Below are 17,191 nucleotides of genomic sequence, written 5' to 3'. Positions count from 1 at the left end.
ACCACTTTCCTCGAAGCAATAAGGACGAAAAAAGAAGCTGGGGAAGAACGAAACGGTTCTCCCCAGCTTCTTTTACTTTTTAAGGACTTTTTAGACAGCCCCTCATAATACGACGGGTTCGATAGTTAGATGAGTCAGTCTAAAGCTTTATTATTCGGTTTAGATCCATGAATTGCTTCATTCTGACGTTGAGTCTAAAACTAATACTCAAATTCTAGTGATTTAGAAGACCGGAACTCCTTGTACCATAAGGGGTTCCGGTCTAATACTTTATTTTCACTGAACATTTAAGAGCGATGGAACGCCGTATGAGGGGAAACTCTCACGTACGGTGTGAGGTGGGGGAAAAGATAACCCTAACGTTTAAAGCCGAGGGATATTCTTACCTATCACCATAGTCAATCCAAGCTATCGGTGTAGCCCATGTGCATCATGAAACCCGTAAAGCTAATGGTGCGCGCCATGGTACCGCAGTTCTTCTTTCTGCACCTGGTATCACCATTCCAAAATGGGCAAAGAAGGAAATTGAAGGAACGGTCACCGCAACAACTGAGATTATTCGAAGTGGCGATGATGCTCTTCGGCTACTAAGAAAGATTCGGAGTGGTTACAAACCAATCGGTTTGGAGTTTTGGCTCGTCTCGATTGATCGCGCCAAACTGGGTTCTGAGCCTTATTTTGCAGGGGTCTGGAAACGTTTGAAGGATCGGACAATCGATTACGCATGGCATTGTCCGGATTGCTTGCGTCCATTGGAACGATACGACAAGGATTTGGACGAAATGGTTCCGCTAGGCTGGTATGAATGTGCAGATAGTGTTTCTCCTACAATAGAGGAATGTCGTGAAGCACTTCTTTCTCATACAGTAAAACCAAACGGTCTACCTTATGAGCTTAATGTCAAATGGAGACGCAGCCAGCGTGTAACTGAATGTACACATGAGGATTGTCATGCAAAATTTTGGAGATCTGCTAATGAAAATAAAGGAGAAACCCGAAATAAAGCGAGGGTCAATATCTCCAGAGTTTTGAAAAAAGCCAAGAAGTTCTTTGATTTACTGATCGTAGATGAAGTGCATCAATGTAAGGCGGACGGAAGCGGACGCGGAGATGCACTCCATCAGTTGGTAGGAGCTGCAAAGAAGAATGTACTTCTCACTGGAACCTTGGTGAATGGAAAGTCCACCTCAATTAAAGAGATCCTTTGGAGGACAGACGCCAAGGCATTACTTGAACAAGGATTTGAAGGAAATTCAGGAATGGTTCAATGGGCTGAACGTTACGGTAAATTGAAGGAAGTAGTAACGCTTAAAGAGGTCAATGATGGTTGGGTGACACGCAAAAAACGCGTGAAGCAGCAACCAACAGAAGAGCCCGGCATTGCTCCACAACTGACTGCACAATTCCTGTTACATAAAGCGGGTTTCTTGGAATTGTCTGATATGGGCCTACCTTTGGTCGAACTAAAGGAACTACCCGTTTTTCTCACAATGGATTCTGAACATGGAGAGGAATATGCGCTGTTCCATGATGAATTGAAGGAGAATTGCAAAACTCGTTCTTCATTGGGATACAAAGGTGCTTGGTCAAAGTTTATCCCTGCAACCAACAACTACGCAGACGCACCACATTTAGGTGCAAGCGTTTATTTTGGGGGAAGCGAAGTAAAGGCGAAGGCATTCCCAAGTGATTACTATCATGAAAAAGAGCGGCATTTAGTGCAACTTGTTCAACAGGAACTCGCAGACAACCGTGGGTGTATCATTTTCAACTACTACACTGGTGAATACCAGCAGAATGAACGCACGCAAGCTGTTTTGAAAGCGCATGGTATTGAATCTATCATTTTGGATGAGCCATCGCCTGATAAGCGGCAAGAATGCATTGATGAATTTGAGAAGAAAGGTGAGAAGGTTATCATATGTAACTGTAAAATGGTGGAAATTGGACTGGATCTTCTCCCGTGGCCAACGATCATTTTCAATCAACTATGCTACGAGTCGTCATCTGTACGTCAAGCTGGTCGTCGAGGATGGAGAATTGGACAAGAGAAAGAATGTCGAGTGTACTACCTTGTATACAATGGAACACAGCAGATGGCACAATTTATCAGAATTATGTCTGCTAGAGGCCACGCCATGATGGTAGAGGGGCGACTAGATAAATCAAGTCTTGCTCAATATTCTCGTGATTCTCAATCTACACTAGCAAGCGATCTAGCCAACTGCTTTGCTAGCTCGGAAGTAGCAGATGCGTGGACAAAACTAGCAGCCAAAGATATCGAAGGGGTGGAAACTGTTTCTGAGGCAGATTTTAAAACGGTTCTCGCTCACCGAATGAAGGCGTTGGCTAACGAGACGCGTCGACTATGCGGACTTCCTCCAATGGAAGATTTCGTTCTTCCAAAAGATGATGTGGTGAGTACAAAAGAACTGAACACTGATGTTATAGAACACGAGGTTTCAACAGTGAAAATGAGAAAGCTTTTAAATCAATTAGCCGAACAGATAGATCTCTTTGATTACTATAATATTCAGGTAATCGAGAGTACGTCAATCAAACAAAGGAAAAAGGTAGCCAATGGTCAATTGACCTTTGTATTTGATATGTAACTTTAAAATAGGAACAGCCTTCTGTAGAAATATAGCAGAGGGCTGTTTTTTTTACATTTCAACATTGTGCAATCTTACTATAGTGAGAAGACTAGCGTGGGTCGAACTACGGTAAATAAAAGTCGACCGCTTTACTTTCATTATCAGTCCAGCAACTACTAATATTCTTCTGTTTACACCTTATGTACGCTTCATAGCCAAGTATTCGTTTGGTTTTCTCCAGATTTTCGGGACGAACATCATGTGATTGGATAGTATTATCAAGCCATTTCATGAAGAAAATTTTATCATTTTCTTCAACGTTTTTCCTATAGGTAGCCACGTGGTGTGGTTTAGGAACATTCTGTGCACTCACATTATGAGGAATCTTTTTATCAAACTCCTGAAAAAATATTCTAGGACTGAATTTTTGATTAGGATCATATTTAAGCCCTAGAATTTTACATAAAGTATTGTAAACGTTGTTATCTAGAATTGGATCAATATCGAAACCATTTTTAACAGGTACCTCAAAATAAAAATTGAGGCCTTTCGCCCCAAACATTAAAGTGAAGGGTCTTTCATCGACAAAAAAGAAGACATCGAAAACGGCATTAGCCATTGAAAAAGGAAACCTAACTCGCTTAATCTTATTATCTTGCATGGATTTAAACAAAGGCTTCAGATTATTTAGAATCATATTTTTTTGATCCTTTCTAAGTAGAGTTCTCAGATGACCTTTGCCACTTGAGCTTTTTAAGGAAACTACGTTTAATCAAACTAATCTTCATCCACGGCTAAATCTTCTGCTAACGTTTTTCGAGAAATAGAATAGTAGAATTCTGTTTGATCACCATAAATAACAACTTTTTCTATGTTGTTCATACTATTAAGCCAACGAACTATTATTTTTCGATCTCGCCGGTTACGGATAACTGATTCAATATCACTTTCAAAAACCGGAGTATGAAAATTTTCAATGGTTTTTGAGAATAAGTCTCCAATCAAATAAGTCTCTTTGAAATAGCCATCGCGTGGGGTAGTTTTCCCAATGAATAGATGGTAACGACTTGAAAAATTATTGTCGATCCCGAGCTCTAGGGTTATAACCTTTCCAACGGTGTTGCCGACTAGGTTGGCATCCACAAAAAAGGATCTGTAGTATTTCGTATAGACATATCGGTATTCGTTTTCTTTTAGCAATTCCTCTATGTCTTCCCAGGACCAAATGATAACTTGCATTTGTTTGGTGGTAAGCATGGCTGCGGTTTGTTGCATTTTGGTATCACGCTTCGCCGTGGTCGCAATGATGTATGTGTTTAGCGATGGATTAAATCCAGCAACACCCGCCACTTCTTTTGTGATCTCTTGAGTCGTTAATTTCTTCCCATACTCTTTTACTTTACATTGAATTCCTACCCACTCAAAGCTAGTACTATCACGTCCAAAGACATCAATAGAATGCTGCCTTTGGCCTTTTGTTCCGTTTAACTGCACTCCATCCTGGTTATTTAAGCGTACGCACAGTATATCTTTGAGCATTCTCTCGAAGACCTTTTCATCTTCGATCGGAGGAATCTGTACATTATCTATATCCACCAGGAACTCTCTCCCTTACTAATAATTCCTAACCACATTATACCACTTTTGGGTACCGTCCTGTGATTGGAACGATCAAATCAGTGAGAAAAGAAACAGTATAAAATAAGATAAGCAGTAGACGTGCCTGCATCTTGTAGCAGCGTTTTTTTGAAATACATGTACAGAGATAACAAAGTTTTTATACGAAAATGAATATCCTGAAAAAGACACGGCAAAGAACCTCTCTTTCTCGAGAGGATGGAATCCAATAATTGGAATTATTTTTTAGGCGATTTCTGCTTGAAGCTGCACGTTATAACCTAGAGTTTTGATACGTTGAACCCAGTATTCCAAACTCTTTTCTTTCTTGGGGAGGTAGTCCCATCCTAATTCACTATACGGTTGGTTACGTAGTAGCATTTGATAAATGATCCGTAAAAGTAAATGAGAGACAGCCATATTTGCTTTCTTGGGACCTCGTCGTTTGACGAGTCGGTGGTAAAAAGAGGAGAGTCGTGAGTTTTTCGCTTTTGCCGCAGCCCATGCCGCTTGACAAAGAATGGACTTGAGTCCTTTGTTGCCACTTCGTGTGCGGGTACTTTTCTTTTTACCCGCACTTTCATTATTGCCGGGACTGACTCCTGCCCATGAAGCTAAATGGCCTTCTGAGGGAAACTTCGACATATCGCAACCGATTTCGGCAAGGATGCCCGCCGCTGCATCTTTTTGAATGCCGGGAATGGTTACTAATAGATCGACAGATTCTTGATAGGGAGAAAGAATCTGTGCGATATCTGACTCCAATTCTTCAATTTCTTTCTCCAAAAATGCGAGGTGGTTGAGATGTTTTTGTATCATCTTGCGATGATGGAACCGTATACGTCCATTCAAAGCATCGATCAATTGAGGAACTTTTCGTTTTAACTGAGTCTTGACCATCCGTTCCACTTCATGTGGCTCAAGAACTTCACCGTTGACAAGGGATTCCAGCAGAGCTCGCCCCGATACTCCAAAAATATCGGAAACGTAGGTCGTCAGTTTAATATTCGCATCCTGGAGGATGCGGTGAACCCTGTTTTTCTCCGCAGTAGCGTCCCCCAACAATTTACGACGATACCGGGTAAGATCCCGGAGATCCCGAATGTCTTCCGGTGGAACGAAGCTTGCTTCAATCAATCCACAACGCAGTAACTGGGCAATCCAAACGGCATCCTTCATGTCTGTTTTACGACCAGGAACATTTTTAATACGCTGTGGATTGGCAAGCCACAGATGAAAAGAACCCTCAAGGATATTCCATACCGGTTTCCAGTATACTCCTGTACTTTCCATAGCGACATCCGTGCAGTTGTGTTCTGCTAGCCAGTCTTGTAGTTGCAGAAGCTCTTTTGTTGTTGTACCAAATGTCCGAATTTCCTTTTTGGCCCTTTTATCTAACGGTCCAAACATCACACAAGCTACAATGGTTTCCTGATGCACATCCAAACCGGCACAGCGTTCCAAAATAGCATCCATGGCAAGTCCCTTCCTTACTAAGGTATACAGTAGGCCATGCACTTTAAGCAGTGTAGTTTTATACACGTGCTCATTCGCAACAATCGGCGGTGCTCGAAGTGCAATAGGTTCGGATTAGACTTCGGGGTTGAAAACCACCAAAAAACTTTCGACCTCAGACCTACGTATCCTTAGTTTACGGTAGCCAGAATTCATTTTCATCAATGGTTGTGATCGATCAGATCATGGGTGATTAGACTGATTAATAAAGTACTAGACTGGATAATAAAGTTTTAGACTGGGGCCGTTAAACTCCCATGAAAATAAAAACCAAAAAAGGCAATAAAAAAGTAAGCCCAGCCAAAAAGTTTTTAAAAAAAGCTGTGCCTCTACTTCATAATTGAAATAAACAACCGACAAAATAACTCACTTCATAAATGAAAAGGCAGGCTGGTGCAACAACCAAAAAGGATTAATCTCCCGTACGTGCTACCCAAAAAGGGTGCGACAATCTGTGATGCACCGTGGTCGCCGGAGTCAGACTAACGGTTGGGCTCAAGGCACCATGTTGAAACGACCTTCTTCGCCAGCCTACCTGTCATTATGGACAGACTGATCCATTTTCATAATCTGTGGTGCAGCTGCGCTGCATGGTTGGCTAACGGGCAGAATAACTTAGCAATTAATTTTTCTTTGATTTACAACCACCAGTATTTGGAATAAACTGAATATATCAGTCTGTTGGGAGTGTTGAAAGATGAGTATTAGACTTTCCCATGTTACAGAAACTAATTTTTGGGATGTCATTAATCTAAAATCTGATCCAGAACAAGAACAAAGGATACAGATATTTGAGCGTTGGGTAGGGTCTAATGCATTTTTTTTAGGGGCTTGTCAAGTTTATGGTTTTACCCCAAGAACTATATATGATGACGAAATTTTAATAGGATTTACCTCATATGGATATAGAAAAGAAAATGAAAGATATGAACTGATTAGTATGATGATAGGTCATCAATTCCAAGGCAAAGGTTATGGAGTTCCAATAGTAACGGCGATTGTGAAAGAAATGGCAGATAAATATAACTGTAAAGAAATCTTTTTAACTGTTATTCACGATAATCAAAAGGCAATTCGTGTTTACGAGAAAGTTGGATTTACACCAACTGGCGAAATTGAGCAAGGTCATCATCCTGAATTTGTCTATTGTCTGAAATTAAACTAACGAGCAGCTATGTTTAATGAAGTTGACCAATTTATGGTAAAATTTATATAAATTTCTAAAAACACTACAATCAAAAGGAGATTATCATGGATGATCAATGGAGGATATCTAAACATGACCCTGAATGGAAAAATCTGTTCGGTGATATCGCTTCAAAATTAAGAACCTCTTTGGGACATTTAGCTATTCGTATTGATCATGTCGGTTCAACTTATAACATTAATAAAGGTGATTTTGGTAGGTATGATGTCCGTGATCGAGAAATTTTAAGACCCTTTCAATACATAGATGCTTATTTTCAAATGTAGTATACGCAGTCTCTGACCCATCTGGATATGACTTGCGTGATCAAGGTCCTAACCCAAGGCAAAACTTTCAACAAACTGTTTGGATGTGGACGAGTATCATTAAAGAAAATAATATTGATGTATGGGGAAAAGCAACCTGTTATGAGGCTATAGATGGGATCGATTCGATGGCAACGGTTTAACAATACAGGCCGGGGAATTCAATGCCAAAGCAGCTGGATATAGCAAATCTAGTGGAAAACTCGTTAGCTATAGCGATCCAACACCGTATTATCCTCCGACCTGGGGTCAAAGCTATATAAAGCTGCCCTCATGGGATTATATTCGAATTGATGATAATCTTGGACGTTTTGGTATGTCCTTTTTAATCAAGTGAACGCTCTTCATGGCCGTTCATTTGATTTGAGGTCTAATACATTGATCTATTGATTAATTGTTTTGATTAACATGAATATTGGACTTTATCGTTACGTAGACTAAATAATGCTGTGGAAAGGGAGGAATACAATTTGAAGAAGACTATAGGCTTTATATTTTTGTATATCCCCCTTCTTTTACTAGTAGCGTGTTCCGAAAAGGAATGGTCTTATCAGTACGAAGGAACAACTGAAAATTGGAATGGCGTTACTGAAATTATTCCGGATAAAGAGAATGGAGCACGCTTTGTCGGTAAAATTAAGTATCTGGGAGATAAAAAGGTAAATAAAATTAGTTTTATATCAGATGTAACTCATTCGAGTCAACAAGCAGGTAATGTTCAAAACCCCGATTTTAAAGATGGTTATATCACTATCTTTCAAGACGTCCCTAACACAGAAAGTGCTAAGAACGAATTTGAAAATGGCGTAACGGACAAAGAAATTACACTTTTCTTTGGGGAGTATCCTGTTTACAAAATAACTTGGACAGATGATGAGGGGATTGAAAACAATGAAATAATTCATCTAAAGTACGTAGATCAAAAATGACAGGGACTTACTACGTAAGGAAAGTATCTAGGTTTTCAGCTACCATGAAAATTAAATTCTGTAGATTGGTAAAAAAATACTAAATAAGACGCAGCTCATTCGACTTTTTAAAGTGCAGCGCCTGATGACAATGGGACTAATGGATCACGCAAGGTGACTATGCAGTGACGGAGTCGGCTTGAACTAAGTTTTTTGATGTGACTAATGGTAGTGGAAAATCAAAAAAGAACCTGGACAGTTTTACCAGGTTCTTTAATATTGCACATAAACAGACACGATGATATAATCTGATTACGACTTTTCCAAATTATACGGTCATAATTATTGCATCCTACACTTTAAGTGTACCATGCCGGTAAACTCATGTCAAATGTTTTTTCTCAATTTAATGGTTAGGAGAGATATTGAATGAGTTCTTTGGTTCTTTGTTTTCAGGAAATGGAAAAAACGCAGCTTTTGCTCGTTGGTGGAAAAGGGTTAAATTTAGGGGAATTATCAAAAATTCAAGGAATACAAGTACCAGAAGGATTTTGTGTTACAACAGTGGGATATCAAAAAGCCATCGAACAAAACGAAACGTATCATGCTTTGTTGGATCGACTAACAATGCTAAAAGTAGGGGATCGAGATCAAATTGCTGAAATCAGCAGGAAGATTCGACAAATCATTATGGAAGTAGAAATTCCTTCCGATGTTGCGTGCGCAGTTGCTCACTATCTCTCCCAGTTTGGAGAGGAACATGCTTATGCAGTGCGTTCTAGTGCGACTGCTGAAGATTTACCACATGCCTCTTTTGCTGGTCAACAAGACACCTATTTAAATATCATCGGCGTCGATTCCATCTTGCAGCATATCAGCAAATGTTGGGCTTCCCTATTTACGGATCGCGCGGTAATCTACCGTATGCAAAATGGATTTGACCACAGTCAAGTTTATTTATCCGTTGTCGTTCAAAGGATGATTTTCCCACAGGCTTCAGGGATTTTGTTTACCGCTGATCCAATTACCTCCAACCGGAAGCTGCTATCAATCGATGCCAGTTTTGGACTTGGAGAAGCACTGGTCTCTGGCTTGGTATCTGCCGATTGTTATCAAGTACAGGAAGGGGAAATCGTCGATAAGAGGATAGCAACCAAAAAATTGGCTATCTATGGACGAAAAGAAGGCGGAACAGAGACACAGCAGATCGATCCTGAGCAACAAAATACCCAAACGCTTACTGAACAACAGATTTTACAACTGGAACGCATTGGAAGACAGATCGAAGCATATTTTGGTTGCCCACAAGACATTGAATGGTGTTTGGCCCATGATACTTTTTATATTGTCCAAAGTCGGCCAATCACTACTTTATACCCGATCCCTGAAGCGAATGATCAAGAAAATCACGTTTACGTATCTGTCGGTCATCAACAAATGATGACCGATGCCATGAAACCATTGGGATTGTCTTTTTTCCTGTTAACGACCCCTGCACCCATGCGCAAAGCTGGTGGAAGGTTGTTTGTTGATGTTACACATATGCTGGCTTCACCTGTCAGCAGAGAAACGATATTAAATACCCTGGGACAATCCGATCCGCTCATAAAAGACGCACTTATGACCGTAATAGAGCGAGGAGATTTTATACAATCGTTACCAAATGATAAAAAAGAACTGAGTCCCGATAAAAGCAATAAAGGTATGCCGTTTGCGGGTTTTCAAGCACAAATCGAAAACGATCCGACAATCGTGTCTAATTTGATTAAGAGCACTCAAACTTCTATTGAAGAGTTAAAACATAACATCCAAACGAAATCAGGATCAGATTTATTTGATTTTATTCTGGAAGATATCCAGCAATTAAAGAAGATTCTATTTAATCCACAAAGTTCCGGCGTGATTATGGCTGCTATGGATGCTTCAACATGGATTAATGAAAAAATGAACACGTGGTTAGGTGAAAAAAGTGTGGCTGACACGCTTTCTCAATCTGTACCAAACAATATTACTTCGGAAATGGGTCTGGCGCTATTGGATGTCGCAGATGTGATTCGTCCTTATCCAGAAGTAATTGATTATTTACAACATGTAAAAGATGATAACTTTTTGGATGAACTGGTTAAGTTTGATGGTGGACAGGAAACTGGGGACGCTATCTATGATTATCTCAGCAAATACGGAATGCGATGTACCGGAGAAATCGATATTACTAAAATTCGTTGGAGCGAAAAACCAACTACACTTGTCCCCATGATTCTTAGTAATATCAAAAACTTTGAGCCTAATGCTAGCAATCGGAAATTTGAGCAAGGGCGACAGGAAGCTTTGAAAAAAGAACAAGAGTTATTAGATCGATTGAAGCAATTACCGGATGGTGAACAAAAAGCCAAAGAAACAAAACGAATGATCGACCTAATCCGGGATTTCAGCGGGTTTAGGGAATATCCAAAATACGGCATGGTTAATCGCTATTTCGTTTATAAGCAGGCTTTACTGAAAGAAGCCGAACAACTCGTACAAGTGGGCGTTATTCATGAAAAAGAAGATATATACTATCTCACTTTTGAAGAACTTCACGATGTCGTACGCACAAATAAACTAGATTACCAGATCATCAGCAAACGAAAAGACGAGTATCAATTATATGAAAAACTAACTCCACCACGTGTTATCACGTCTGATGGTGAAATCATTGTAGGTGAGTACAAACGAGAAAATCTCTCAGCCGAAGCTATTGTAGGTCTACCTGTTTCTTCCGGAGTTATAGAGGGAAGAGCACGTGTCATCTTAAACATGGAAGATGCTGATCTAGAAGATGGAGATATATTAGTCACCTCCTTTACTGACCCTAGCTGGACACCGTTGTTTGTATCCATAAAAGGCCTGGTCACCGAAGTTGGTGGACTGATGACCCATGGAGCAGTTATCGCACGTGAATATGGCTTACCAGCAGTTGTCGGAGTGGAGAATGCTACCAACCTGATAAAAGATGGGCAACGAATTCGCGTGCATGGAACAGAAGGGTATATCGAAATATTGTAATGGCTGAATACGTCAAGTAAGAGCCTTTGTCATAATGGACGGTATTAAATGCAACCTGTCATGGATAAAAGGGCGGGCGTTGGAACAGGATGGATGGCCACTTTGTTGCCACTTTCGGGATCATAAATTCCCATTTTCGTATATTTCATTGATTCTCTGAGCTTGTTCCTCAAGAGATAAGTCTTCAATGTGTGTAGCAATCCATCAGATATTCCCCCATATGTCCTAATTAGGAGTTGTGGGCTGATGGAATTAGCATTTGTACCAAATTATAAAAAGTTCTCATTGAACTAATGGAGAACAATAGTTGAATCCTGCGACAGTCTAGGGCGTTAATTTCAAGTCCATGGCTGTCGCTTCTTTTTTTGGATTCCCATCTTGCTTTTTTTGTCCCCACTGGCGCTGATAAATTTGTGGAAAAAAATAGTATGCATCAATGAAACTAAAAGATTTACGTGAGTATGGGATTTCTTATGAAGTCGATTCATTTTCGCCTGAAGTGGTGGCGATCTACTTACCTGATCTTGCCCACAAAGTGTACAACAGAGTACGTACAATCTTCAATTACAATGGATTTAGTACAAGCATGTCAAAAAGCTTAAGGAAAAAATGAAATGTTTCAGTGCAACCCCATCGTACCGAGGCGCTTGTTTTTTGCAAAGACCAAATTATTCGGTTTACAGGAATTCTAACGGACAGTATACGTACTAAAGGTACTGAAGCCCAATGAAAAGGAGAGGGGGTTGACGACTCAAAATATAGGTTTCGATAGTGGAAAAGACAAAGCCAGTGTTTTGACTGGCTTTTTGTACGGCAGGATAGTATAGTCTAATACTTTATTTTCCTTGAACACCAACAACCAATAAAACCTGTCTTTAATTTTGAGCTCTACAGAATGAAATATACGTATCTGCACCCTAAATTTGTAGAGTGAACTGTACAGAAGCATCCTGCAATAATATACTATATGCCATTTCATTTTAGGTGTAAATTTCATGAGAATACTTGAAAGGGAGTTTTCCTCATGAATGTTACATCTTTGTTTATATACTGCTTTATTGTAACTTTTACACCAGGCCCTACCAACATCGTCATATTATCCACAGTGAATAATTTTGGGACAAAAAAGGCAATGGAATATACGTATGGGGCAACTATTGCTTTTGGTGTATTACTTGCTATTTCTGCTATGTTGAATACTATGCTTATGACGATAATACCTAAAGTTTTAATTGTTATGCAGATAATCGGAACCATTTATATGTTCTATCTCGCTTATCATAAAAATTTCATGGCATGCATGTAAAAGGATTTTTGCATACACATTGATTATTCAAAACGGATTAGCAAAAGAAAAAATCGAAAACTACCTACTAAAGTGTGGTTGGTTCCAAGATTTTGCTCGCTACTCTTTCCAACTTCAACCGGAGGAATTTGTTAAAATCCTACTCGATGAAATGGTTCGATCTGGAGCCGCAAGTTGGCACAATAATCAATTAATGGCCACCACCCCATACCTAGCGCCACAAAGGGAGTGGATGAATAAAAATATAAAGCCGAAAGACTGGAAAACTAAAGATTACTGATATCTCCATCTTATCTTCAATAAAAGCACTTCATTAATAGGTCGCAATCAACTTAACTTTCATTGGCATAAACTGCTTGGGAATAGATGAGGGCTATTCGTTTTACCGGAATTCTAACGGGCAGGATTGTGGAATAAGAGAGAAAAGTCTTTGGTGAAGAATTTAATTGTTGTTTGTCAGAATTGTCCTATAAAATGGAGCGTATTAGTAGCATTAAACAAAATTGGTGGGAGATATTAAACTATTGTACGACAACATTGTAATATTAAAATCAAACCATTTTGTATCGAAGCCTAGAAAGGAACCTAATCGATAGGAGAGAGAACATCATGCATGATAAGCAAAATACGGCACCAGACAGCACGGCGGTGCGGGTCTCGTTGTGGCGGGCATTGCACGTACAGATAGATTCACCACCGCATGTGCTTGAAGACGAGGTCGGTCTGCGATTGGTGGCCCCGGAAGACGGATGGCGCCAACGCCCCGACATGGACCCAGAGGGCACCAGCGGATTCCGAGCATCTATCGTGGCCCGCGCTCGCTTTATAGAGGATTTGGTCACCGAACATCTCGGCAACGGCGTCACCCAGTACGTCATCCTCGGCGCTGGCCTCGACACCTTTGCTCAGCGCCGACCGGAGATCGCCTCCCGGATGCGGATCTTCGAGGTCGACCAGCCAGGTACGCAGGGCTGGAAGAGGCAACGCCTGATCGAGCTTGGCTTTGGCATCCCCGAGTGGCTACGACTCGTGCCGGTCGACTTCGAGGCAGGCTGGTCCTGGTGGGAGCAGTTGAAGGTCGCCGGCTTTGACGCTAACCGACCAGCTGTGGTAGCATCCACCGGCGTCACCCAATACCTCACCAAGGATGCGATCGTGGCTACGTTGCGCCAAGTAGCGAAGCTCGCCCCAGGCTCCACGCTGGCCATGACGTTCTTGCTGCCGCTTAAGCTCACAGAACCCGAGAAGCGTCCTGAGGTTGAGGCGGCGGAGAAGGGAGCGCGAGCAAGCGGCACGCCTTTCATCAGCTTCTTCACACCAACGGAGATGCTGGCACTGGCCCGCGAGGCTGGTTTCCGAGAAGCCCGGCATGTATCCTCGGCAGAACTTAACCAGCGCTACTTCACTGGCCGAACCGATGGTTTTTGGCTGCCAAGCGGAGAGGAGTTCCTGATAGCAACTACCTAGAGTTGAGACTCATTATATCGACCATTCGATAGCAGTGCCTAGGTAGAGGGAGCTACGAAATGGGTTACTCAACCGACTTGTCGGCGTACGAACCGGAAAAGGCTGCTATTTGTGAACGTGACCAACTGGGAAAGTCTTATGCTATGAAAGCCGACCCTTGTACATTTTTGGATCGGCTATTTATTTAAAGCTTGCCGTTACAGACAGCGCGGAGAAACCGTATCATATAGAAAAGCTAGATCACTACGCTAAAATCAAACAGACACAAATAGAGGCTGCCGGTGTTATTACCGTCAGTCATTGAATGAGCTGCTTCCGTTAATGCAGATTTTAAATAATTGTTTCTCAATATCTGTTCCAATTTCAGATAAGATTTGTTCTACCATCCGAGAGCCTTGCTTGAAAGATCCACCAAAAAAGGAGCATATCGAGACCATTCCAGGAATAGGTGACAAACTTGCAGCGACGATCATAGCGGAGATCGGAGATGCACGTCAATTTACGAGTGCTAAACAGCTTGTTGGCCTACGCCGGTCTTGATCCTGGTGTCTACATAATCCCTCACCCCAATGAAGGATTATTCGTTATATTAATTGGTGGCAGTCTAAAACTTTATTTTCAACAAACATCAGGCGAAACACGTCGCCCCATCTCGATCGATCACGGAGGCGTCCGGCTCAAGCCGCCGATTTCCGTAGCCCAAGTATCGGCTGTGACCGCTGCCATAACGCCGACGAAACAAAAAAAGCGATGAGGGGGCCGTACCAAGACCGCGCTTCCGAGCGCGTACATCACCGTGCCCAGCATCACCGCCGCTAAAAGCCGGAACCGGCCAGCGACCGTTTTGAATAAGCCATCCCCGCAGATGGCTTTATTATGTATGCCGACAAGCCGATCGAAACTCGGGACATCCTTCCTACGTTTCCTCGGCATTTTTTATTGTCTCGAAATGAAAGCATGTTTTCGCTTTTTGCCAAGGATGCTAAAAAACTTATCAATGTTGAAATAGGCCATGAACTCAGACTGTGACTGAATATTCCGCCGATACTCTTTTTCAATATTGACAATTCTTTAGAAGGTGACATGTGAAAAATGGCGATTTTATGGGAAAAATCGAATTGGAATGATACTTGCTGTGTAAAGGTTCGAGTAACTCAGAAGGGAGGACTTTGCGCAGGTATGACAACGATTCAAGTGATTCTCGCAATCGTTTCTGGTAGTATTGTCGGATTTGTTCTTGGCTTGCTTGGCGGGGGCGGATCTATTCTTGCTACTCCGCTTTTGCTTTACGTTGTTGGAGTTCAGGATCCGCATGTCGTAATTGGAACTTCGGCTCTCGCTGTTGCAGTAAATGCTTACGCTAATTTCATTCCGCACGCCAGAGCCGGTCATGTCCGATGGAAAACAGCAGTATATTTCGCGATTCCCGGTGCGATTGGGGCTTATTTCGGATCATTTGTCGGCAAGTTGATTCCTGGAAACCAACTGTTATTCTTATTTGCGGTCTTGATGATTGTCATGGCTGTCCGAATGGCTATTCCTAAGAGAAAAAAGGATGAGACAGATGAAGTAGGGGAGCAGGTTCATTTTCTACGGGTTGTCGTCATAGCTCTTTTGGTGGGGGTGTTATCCGGCTTTTTTGGAATTGGGGGTGGCTTCCTAATTGTTCCCGGGCTACTCATTGCTACAAAGATGCCAATGATTGCGGCAATTGGCTCCTCGTTGCTTTCTGTTGGAACTTTTGGGCTTACAACAGCAGTTACTTACAGTTTATCCGGGCTAGTGGATTGGTGGGTAGCGCTAGAGTTTGTTGGCGGGGGAATTATCGGCGGTATAGCAGGTGTATTCTTGGCCAAACGATTAAGCAAACGGCAAAGAGTACTTAATTATGTGTTCTCCGGGGTAGTGATGGCAGTTGCCATTTACATGCTGTTCATCAATGCCGAAGCCTTGAATTTGTGACGGTTACATATAATGGAGATGAGGTGGATGGAAATGCCAAGGATGAGTCAAAAGGCACACTACAAAATTGTTATCGTAGGTGGAGGAAGCGCAGGCATCTCAGTTGCGGCACGTCTCCTGCGTAATTCCCGCGATTTGATTGGAAAGGTTGCCATCGTAGATTTCGCAACGAAGCACTATTATCAGCCTTTATGGACGCTTGTGGGTGCCGGTGTGGTTAGCAAGGAGGTTACGGAACGGCAGGAAGCGTCGGTTATCCCAAAAGGTGCGATATGGGTGCAAGATGCCGTTACTGAATTTCAACCGGTAGAAAATGCCGTTATGACTGCGTCTGGGGATAAACTGTACTATGACTATCTGGTTATTGCCGCTGGTATTCAAATCGATTGGAATAAGGTAAAAGGGCTAAAAGAGAGTATCGGCAAACACGGGGTATGCAGTAATTACTCTTACGACTATGTCGAGAGTACCTGGGACAATATCCGTAATTTTAAGGGAGGCACTGCGATATTTACCAACCCCAATACTCCGGTAAAATGCGGCGGAGCTCCTCAGAAAATTATGTATTTGGCTGATGATTATTTTTGCAAATTAGGTGTTCGATCCCGATCTTCCATCCGTTTTATCTCTGGCGGAGCGACCATTTTCGGCGTGAAAAAGTATGCAGATGCATTACAGAGAGTCGTTGAACGAAAACAAATTGAGACCCGGTTCAAGCATAACCTCATTGAAATCATAAGTGAAAAAAAACAAGCGGTTTTCGAGAATCTGGATACCAACGAGCGTGTGGTCATGCCATACGACATGATACATGTAGTGCCACCGATGAGCGCCCCCGATTTTATCAAACAAAGTCCGCTCGCATCTGGTGACGGCTGGCTTGATGTGGATAAATATACGCTGCAGCATAAACATTTTAGCAACATTTTTGGGGTGGGTGATTGCACGAATTTGCCAACATCAAAAACAGGCGCTGCGATAAGAAAGCAGGGACCCGTCGTCGTTCAAAACCTGTTATCCATGATCAGCGGAAAGCCAATTTGTAACAAATACGACGGTTATACTTCATGCCCACTCGTGACGGGCTACGGAAAGTTGATACTGGCTGAATTTGATTATGAGCTGAACCCCCAAGAGACATTTCCCTTTGATCAATCCCGCGAAAGGTTAAGTATGTATTGGTTGAAAAAAGAGATGCTTCCCTTGCTGTATTGGAAGGGAATGCTCAAAGGAACCATGTAACAATCCCGAAAATTTACGTTGCA

Annotated in this window: 12 protein-coding genes and 3 pseudogenes; 11 read left to right on the top strand and 4 right to left on the bottom strand. The window is 41.8% G+C overall.

The genetic code is table 11. The features are described 5' to 3' along the window. Positions 1-425 precede the first annotated feature (425 nt). On the top strand, positions 426-2,612 hold the full coding sequence (locus ACIFQN_RS03040) for a helicase-related protein (RefSeq protein ID WP_429831554.1): 2,187 nt from the start codon (positions 426-428) through the stop codon (positions 2,610-2,612). A 106-nt stretch (positions 2,613-2,718) separates the two neighbouring features. Here the strand turns inward: ACIFQN_RS03040 and ACIFQN_RS03035 are convergent, their stop codons facing one another. From ACIFQN_RS03035 to ACIFQN_RS03025, 3 genes are all read right to left on the bottom strand, one after another. Continuing rightward, on the bottom strand, positions 2,719-3,291 hold the full coding sequence (locus ACIFQN_RS03035; protein ID WP_429831553.1) for a DUF6037 family protein: 573 nt from the start codon (positions 3,289-3,291) through the stop codon (positions 2,719-2,721). Between the two features lie 80 nt (positions 3,292-3,371). Then, positions 3,372-4,190 (bottom strand): hypothetical protein, encoded by an 819-nt coding sequence (locus ACIFQN_RS03030; protein WP_429831552.1) that lies wholly within the window; start codon positions 4,188-4,190, stop codon positions 3,372-3,374. A 267-nt stretch (positions 4,191-4,457) separates the two neighbouring features. Continuing rightward, positions 4,458-5,687, bottom strand: a complete 1,230-nt coding sequence (locus tag ACIFQN_RS03025) for an IS110 family transposase (protein ID WP_429831551.1) — start codon at positions 5,685-5,687, stop codon at positions 4,458-4,460. A gap of 736 nt (positions 5,688-6,423) precedes the next feature. On the opposite strand from ACIFQN_RS03025, the gene ACIFQN_RS03020 reads away from it, so the two are divergent. The 8 genes and pseudogenes from ACIFQN_RS03020 to ACIFQN_RS02985 all read left to right on the top strand — a co-directional run. Then, positions 6,424-6,891 (top strand): GNAT family N-acetyltransferase, encoded by a 468-nt coding sequence (locus tag ACIFQN_RS03020; RefSeq protein ID WP_429831550.1) that lies wholly within the window; start codon positions 6,424-6,426, stop codon positions 6,889-6,891. 86 nt (positions 6,892-6,977) lie between these two features. Beyond that, complete coding sequence (locus ACIFQN_RS03015) at positions 6,978-7,199, top strand: GrpB family protein (RefSeq protein WP_429831549.1); 222 nt, start codon at positions 6,978-6,980, stop codon at positions 7,197-7,199. Between the two features lie 509 nt (positions 7,200-7,708). After that, positions 7,709-8,167, top strand: a complete 459-nt coding sequence (locus ACIFQN_RS03010) for a hypothetical protein (protein WP_429831548.1) — start codon at positions 7,709-7,711, stop codon at positions 8,165-8,167. 408 nt (positions 8,168-8,575) lie between these two features. Next, positions 8,576-11,191: a phosphoenolpyruvate synthase gene (gene ppsA, locus ACIFQN_RS03005; RefSeq protein ID WP_429831547.1), complete on the top strand. Its 2,616-nt coding sequence runs from the start codon at positions 8,576-8,578 to the stop codon at positions 11,189-11,191. 1,024 nt (positions 11,192-12,215) lie between these two features. Next, a pseudogene (locus ACIFQN_RS03000) lies at positions 12,216-12,470 on the top strand (LysE family translocator); the annotation flags it as partial. Between the two features lie 46 nt (positions 12,471-12,516). Then, on the top strand, positions 12,517-12,777 hold the full coding sequence (locus ACIFQN_RS02995) for a hypothetical protein (protein ID WP_429831546.1): 261 nt from the start codon (positions 12,517-12,519) through the stop codon (positions 12,775-12,777). 329 nt (positions 12,778-13,106) lie between these two features. Continuing rightward, positions 13,107-13,964: a class I SAM-dependent methyltransferase gene (locus ACIFQN_RS02990; RefSeq protein ID WP_429831545.1), complete on the top strand. Its 858-nt coding sequence runs from the start codon at positions 13,107-13,109 to the stop codon at positions 13,962-13,964. Between the two features lie 426 nt (positions 13,965-14,390). Continuing rightward, a pseudogene (locus ACIFQN_RS02985) lies at positions 14,391-14,514 on the top strand (IS110 family transposase); the annotation flags it as partial. A gap of 113 nt (positions 14,515-14,627) precedes the next feature. Here the strand turns inward: ACIFQN_RS02985 and ACIFQN_RS02980 are convergent. Then, positions 14,628-14,875: pseudogene (locus tag ACIFQN_RS02980) on the bottom strand (hypothetical protein); the annotation flags it as partial. A 268-nt stretch (positions 14,876-15,143) separates the two neighbouring features. On the opposite strand from ACIFQN_RS02980, the gene ACIFQN_RS02975 reads away from it, so the two are divergent. Together ACIFQN_RS02975 and ACIFQN_RS02970 are read left to right on the top strand one after the other, a co-directional pair. Beyond that, the gene (locus ACIFQN_RS02975; protein ID WP_429831544.1) at positions 15,144-15,926 is read left to right on the top strand and encodes a sulfite exporter TauE/SafE family protein; all 783 of its coding nucleotides are present in this window, start codon (positions 15,144-15,146) and stop codon (positions 15,924-15,926) included. Between the two features lie 42 nt (positions 15,927-15,968). Continuing rightward, on the top strand, positions 15,969-17,168 hold the full coding sequence (locus ACIFQN_RS02970; protein WP_429831557.1) for an FAD-dependent oxidoreductase: 1,200 nt from the start codon (positions 15,969-15,971) through the stop codon (positions 17,166-17,168). The last annotated feature ends 23 nt before the right edge of the window (positions 17,169-17,191 follow it).

The sequence above is a fragment of the Brevibacillus sp. NRS-1366 genome, assembly GCF_050467985.1.
Note: the sequence above shows the minus strand (reverse complement) of the source record. Positions and strands in the feature narration are given on the sequence as shown.

What these genes read in the sequence shown, in the direction of transcription:
- ACIFQN_RS02970 (WP_429831557.1), top strand. Translation starts at nt 15,969, where the DNA reads ATGAGTCAAAAGGCACACTACAAAATTGTTATCGTAGGTGGAGGAAGC.
- ppsA (WP_429831547.1), top strand. Translation starts at nt 8,576, where the DNA reads ATGAGTTCTTTGGTTCTTTGTTTTCAGGAAATGGAAAAAACGCAGCTT.
- ACIFQN_RS02975 (WP_429831544.1), top strand. Translation starts at nt 15,144, where the DNA reads ATGACAACGATTCAAGTGATTCTCGCAATCGTTTCTGGTAGTATTGTC.
- ACIFQN_RS03035 (WP_429831553.1), bottom strand. Translation starts at nt 3,291, where the DNA reads ATGATTCTAAATAATCTGAAGCCTTTGTTTAAATCCATGCAAGATAAT.
- ACIFQN_RS03020 (WP_429831550.1), top strand. Translation starts at nt 6,424, where the DNA reads ATGAGTATTAGACTTTCCCATGTTACAGAAACTAATTTTTGGGATGTC.
- ACIFQN_RS03015 (WP_429831549.1), top strand. Translation starts at nt 6,978, where the DNA reads ATGGATGATCAATGGAGGATATCTAAACATGACCCTGAATGGAAAAAT.
- ACIFQN_RS02990 (WP_429831545.1), top strand. Translation starts at nt 13,107, where the DNA reads ATGCATGATAAGCAAAATACGGCACCAGACAGCACGGCGGTGCGGGTC.
- ACIFQN_RS03025 (WP_429831551.1), bottom strand. Translation starts at nt 5,687, where the DNA reads ATGGATGCTATTTTGGAACGCTGTGCCGGTTTGGATGTGCATCAGGAA.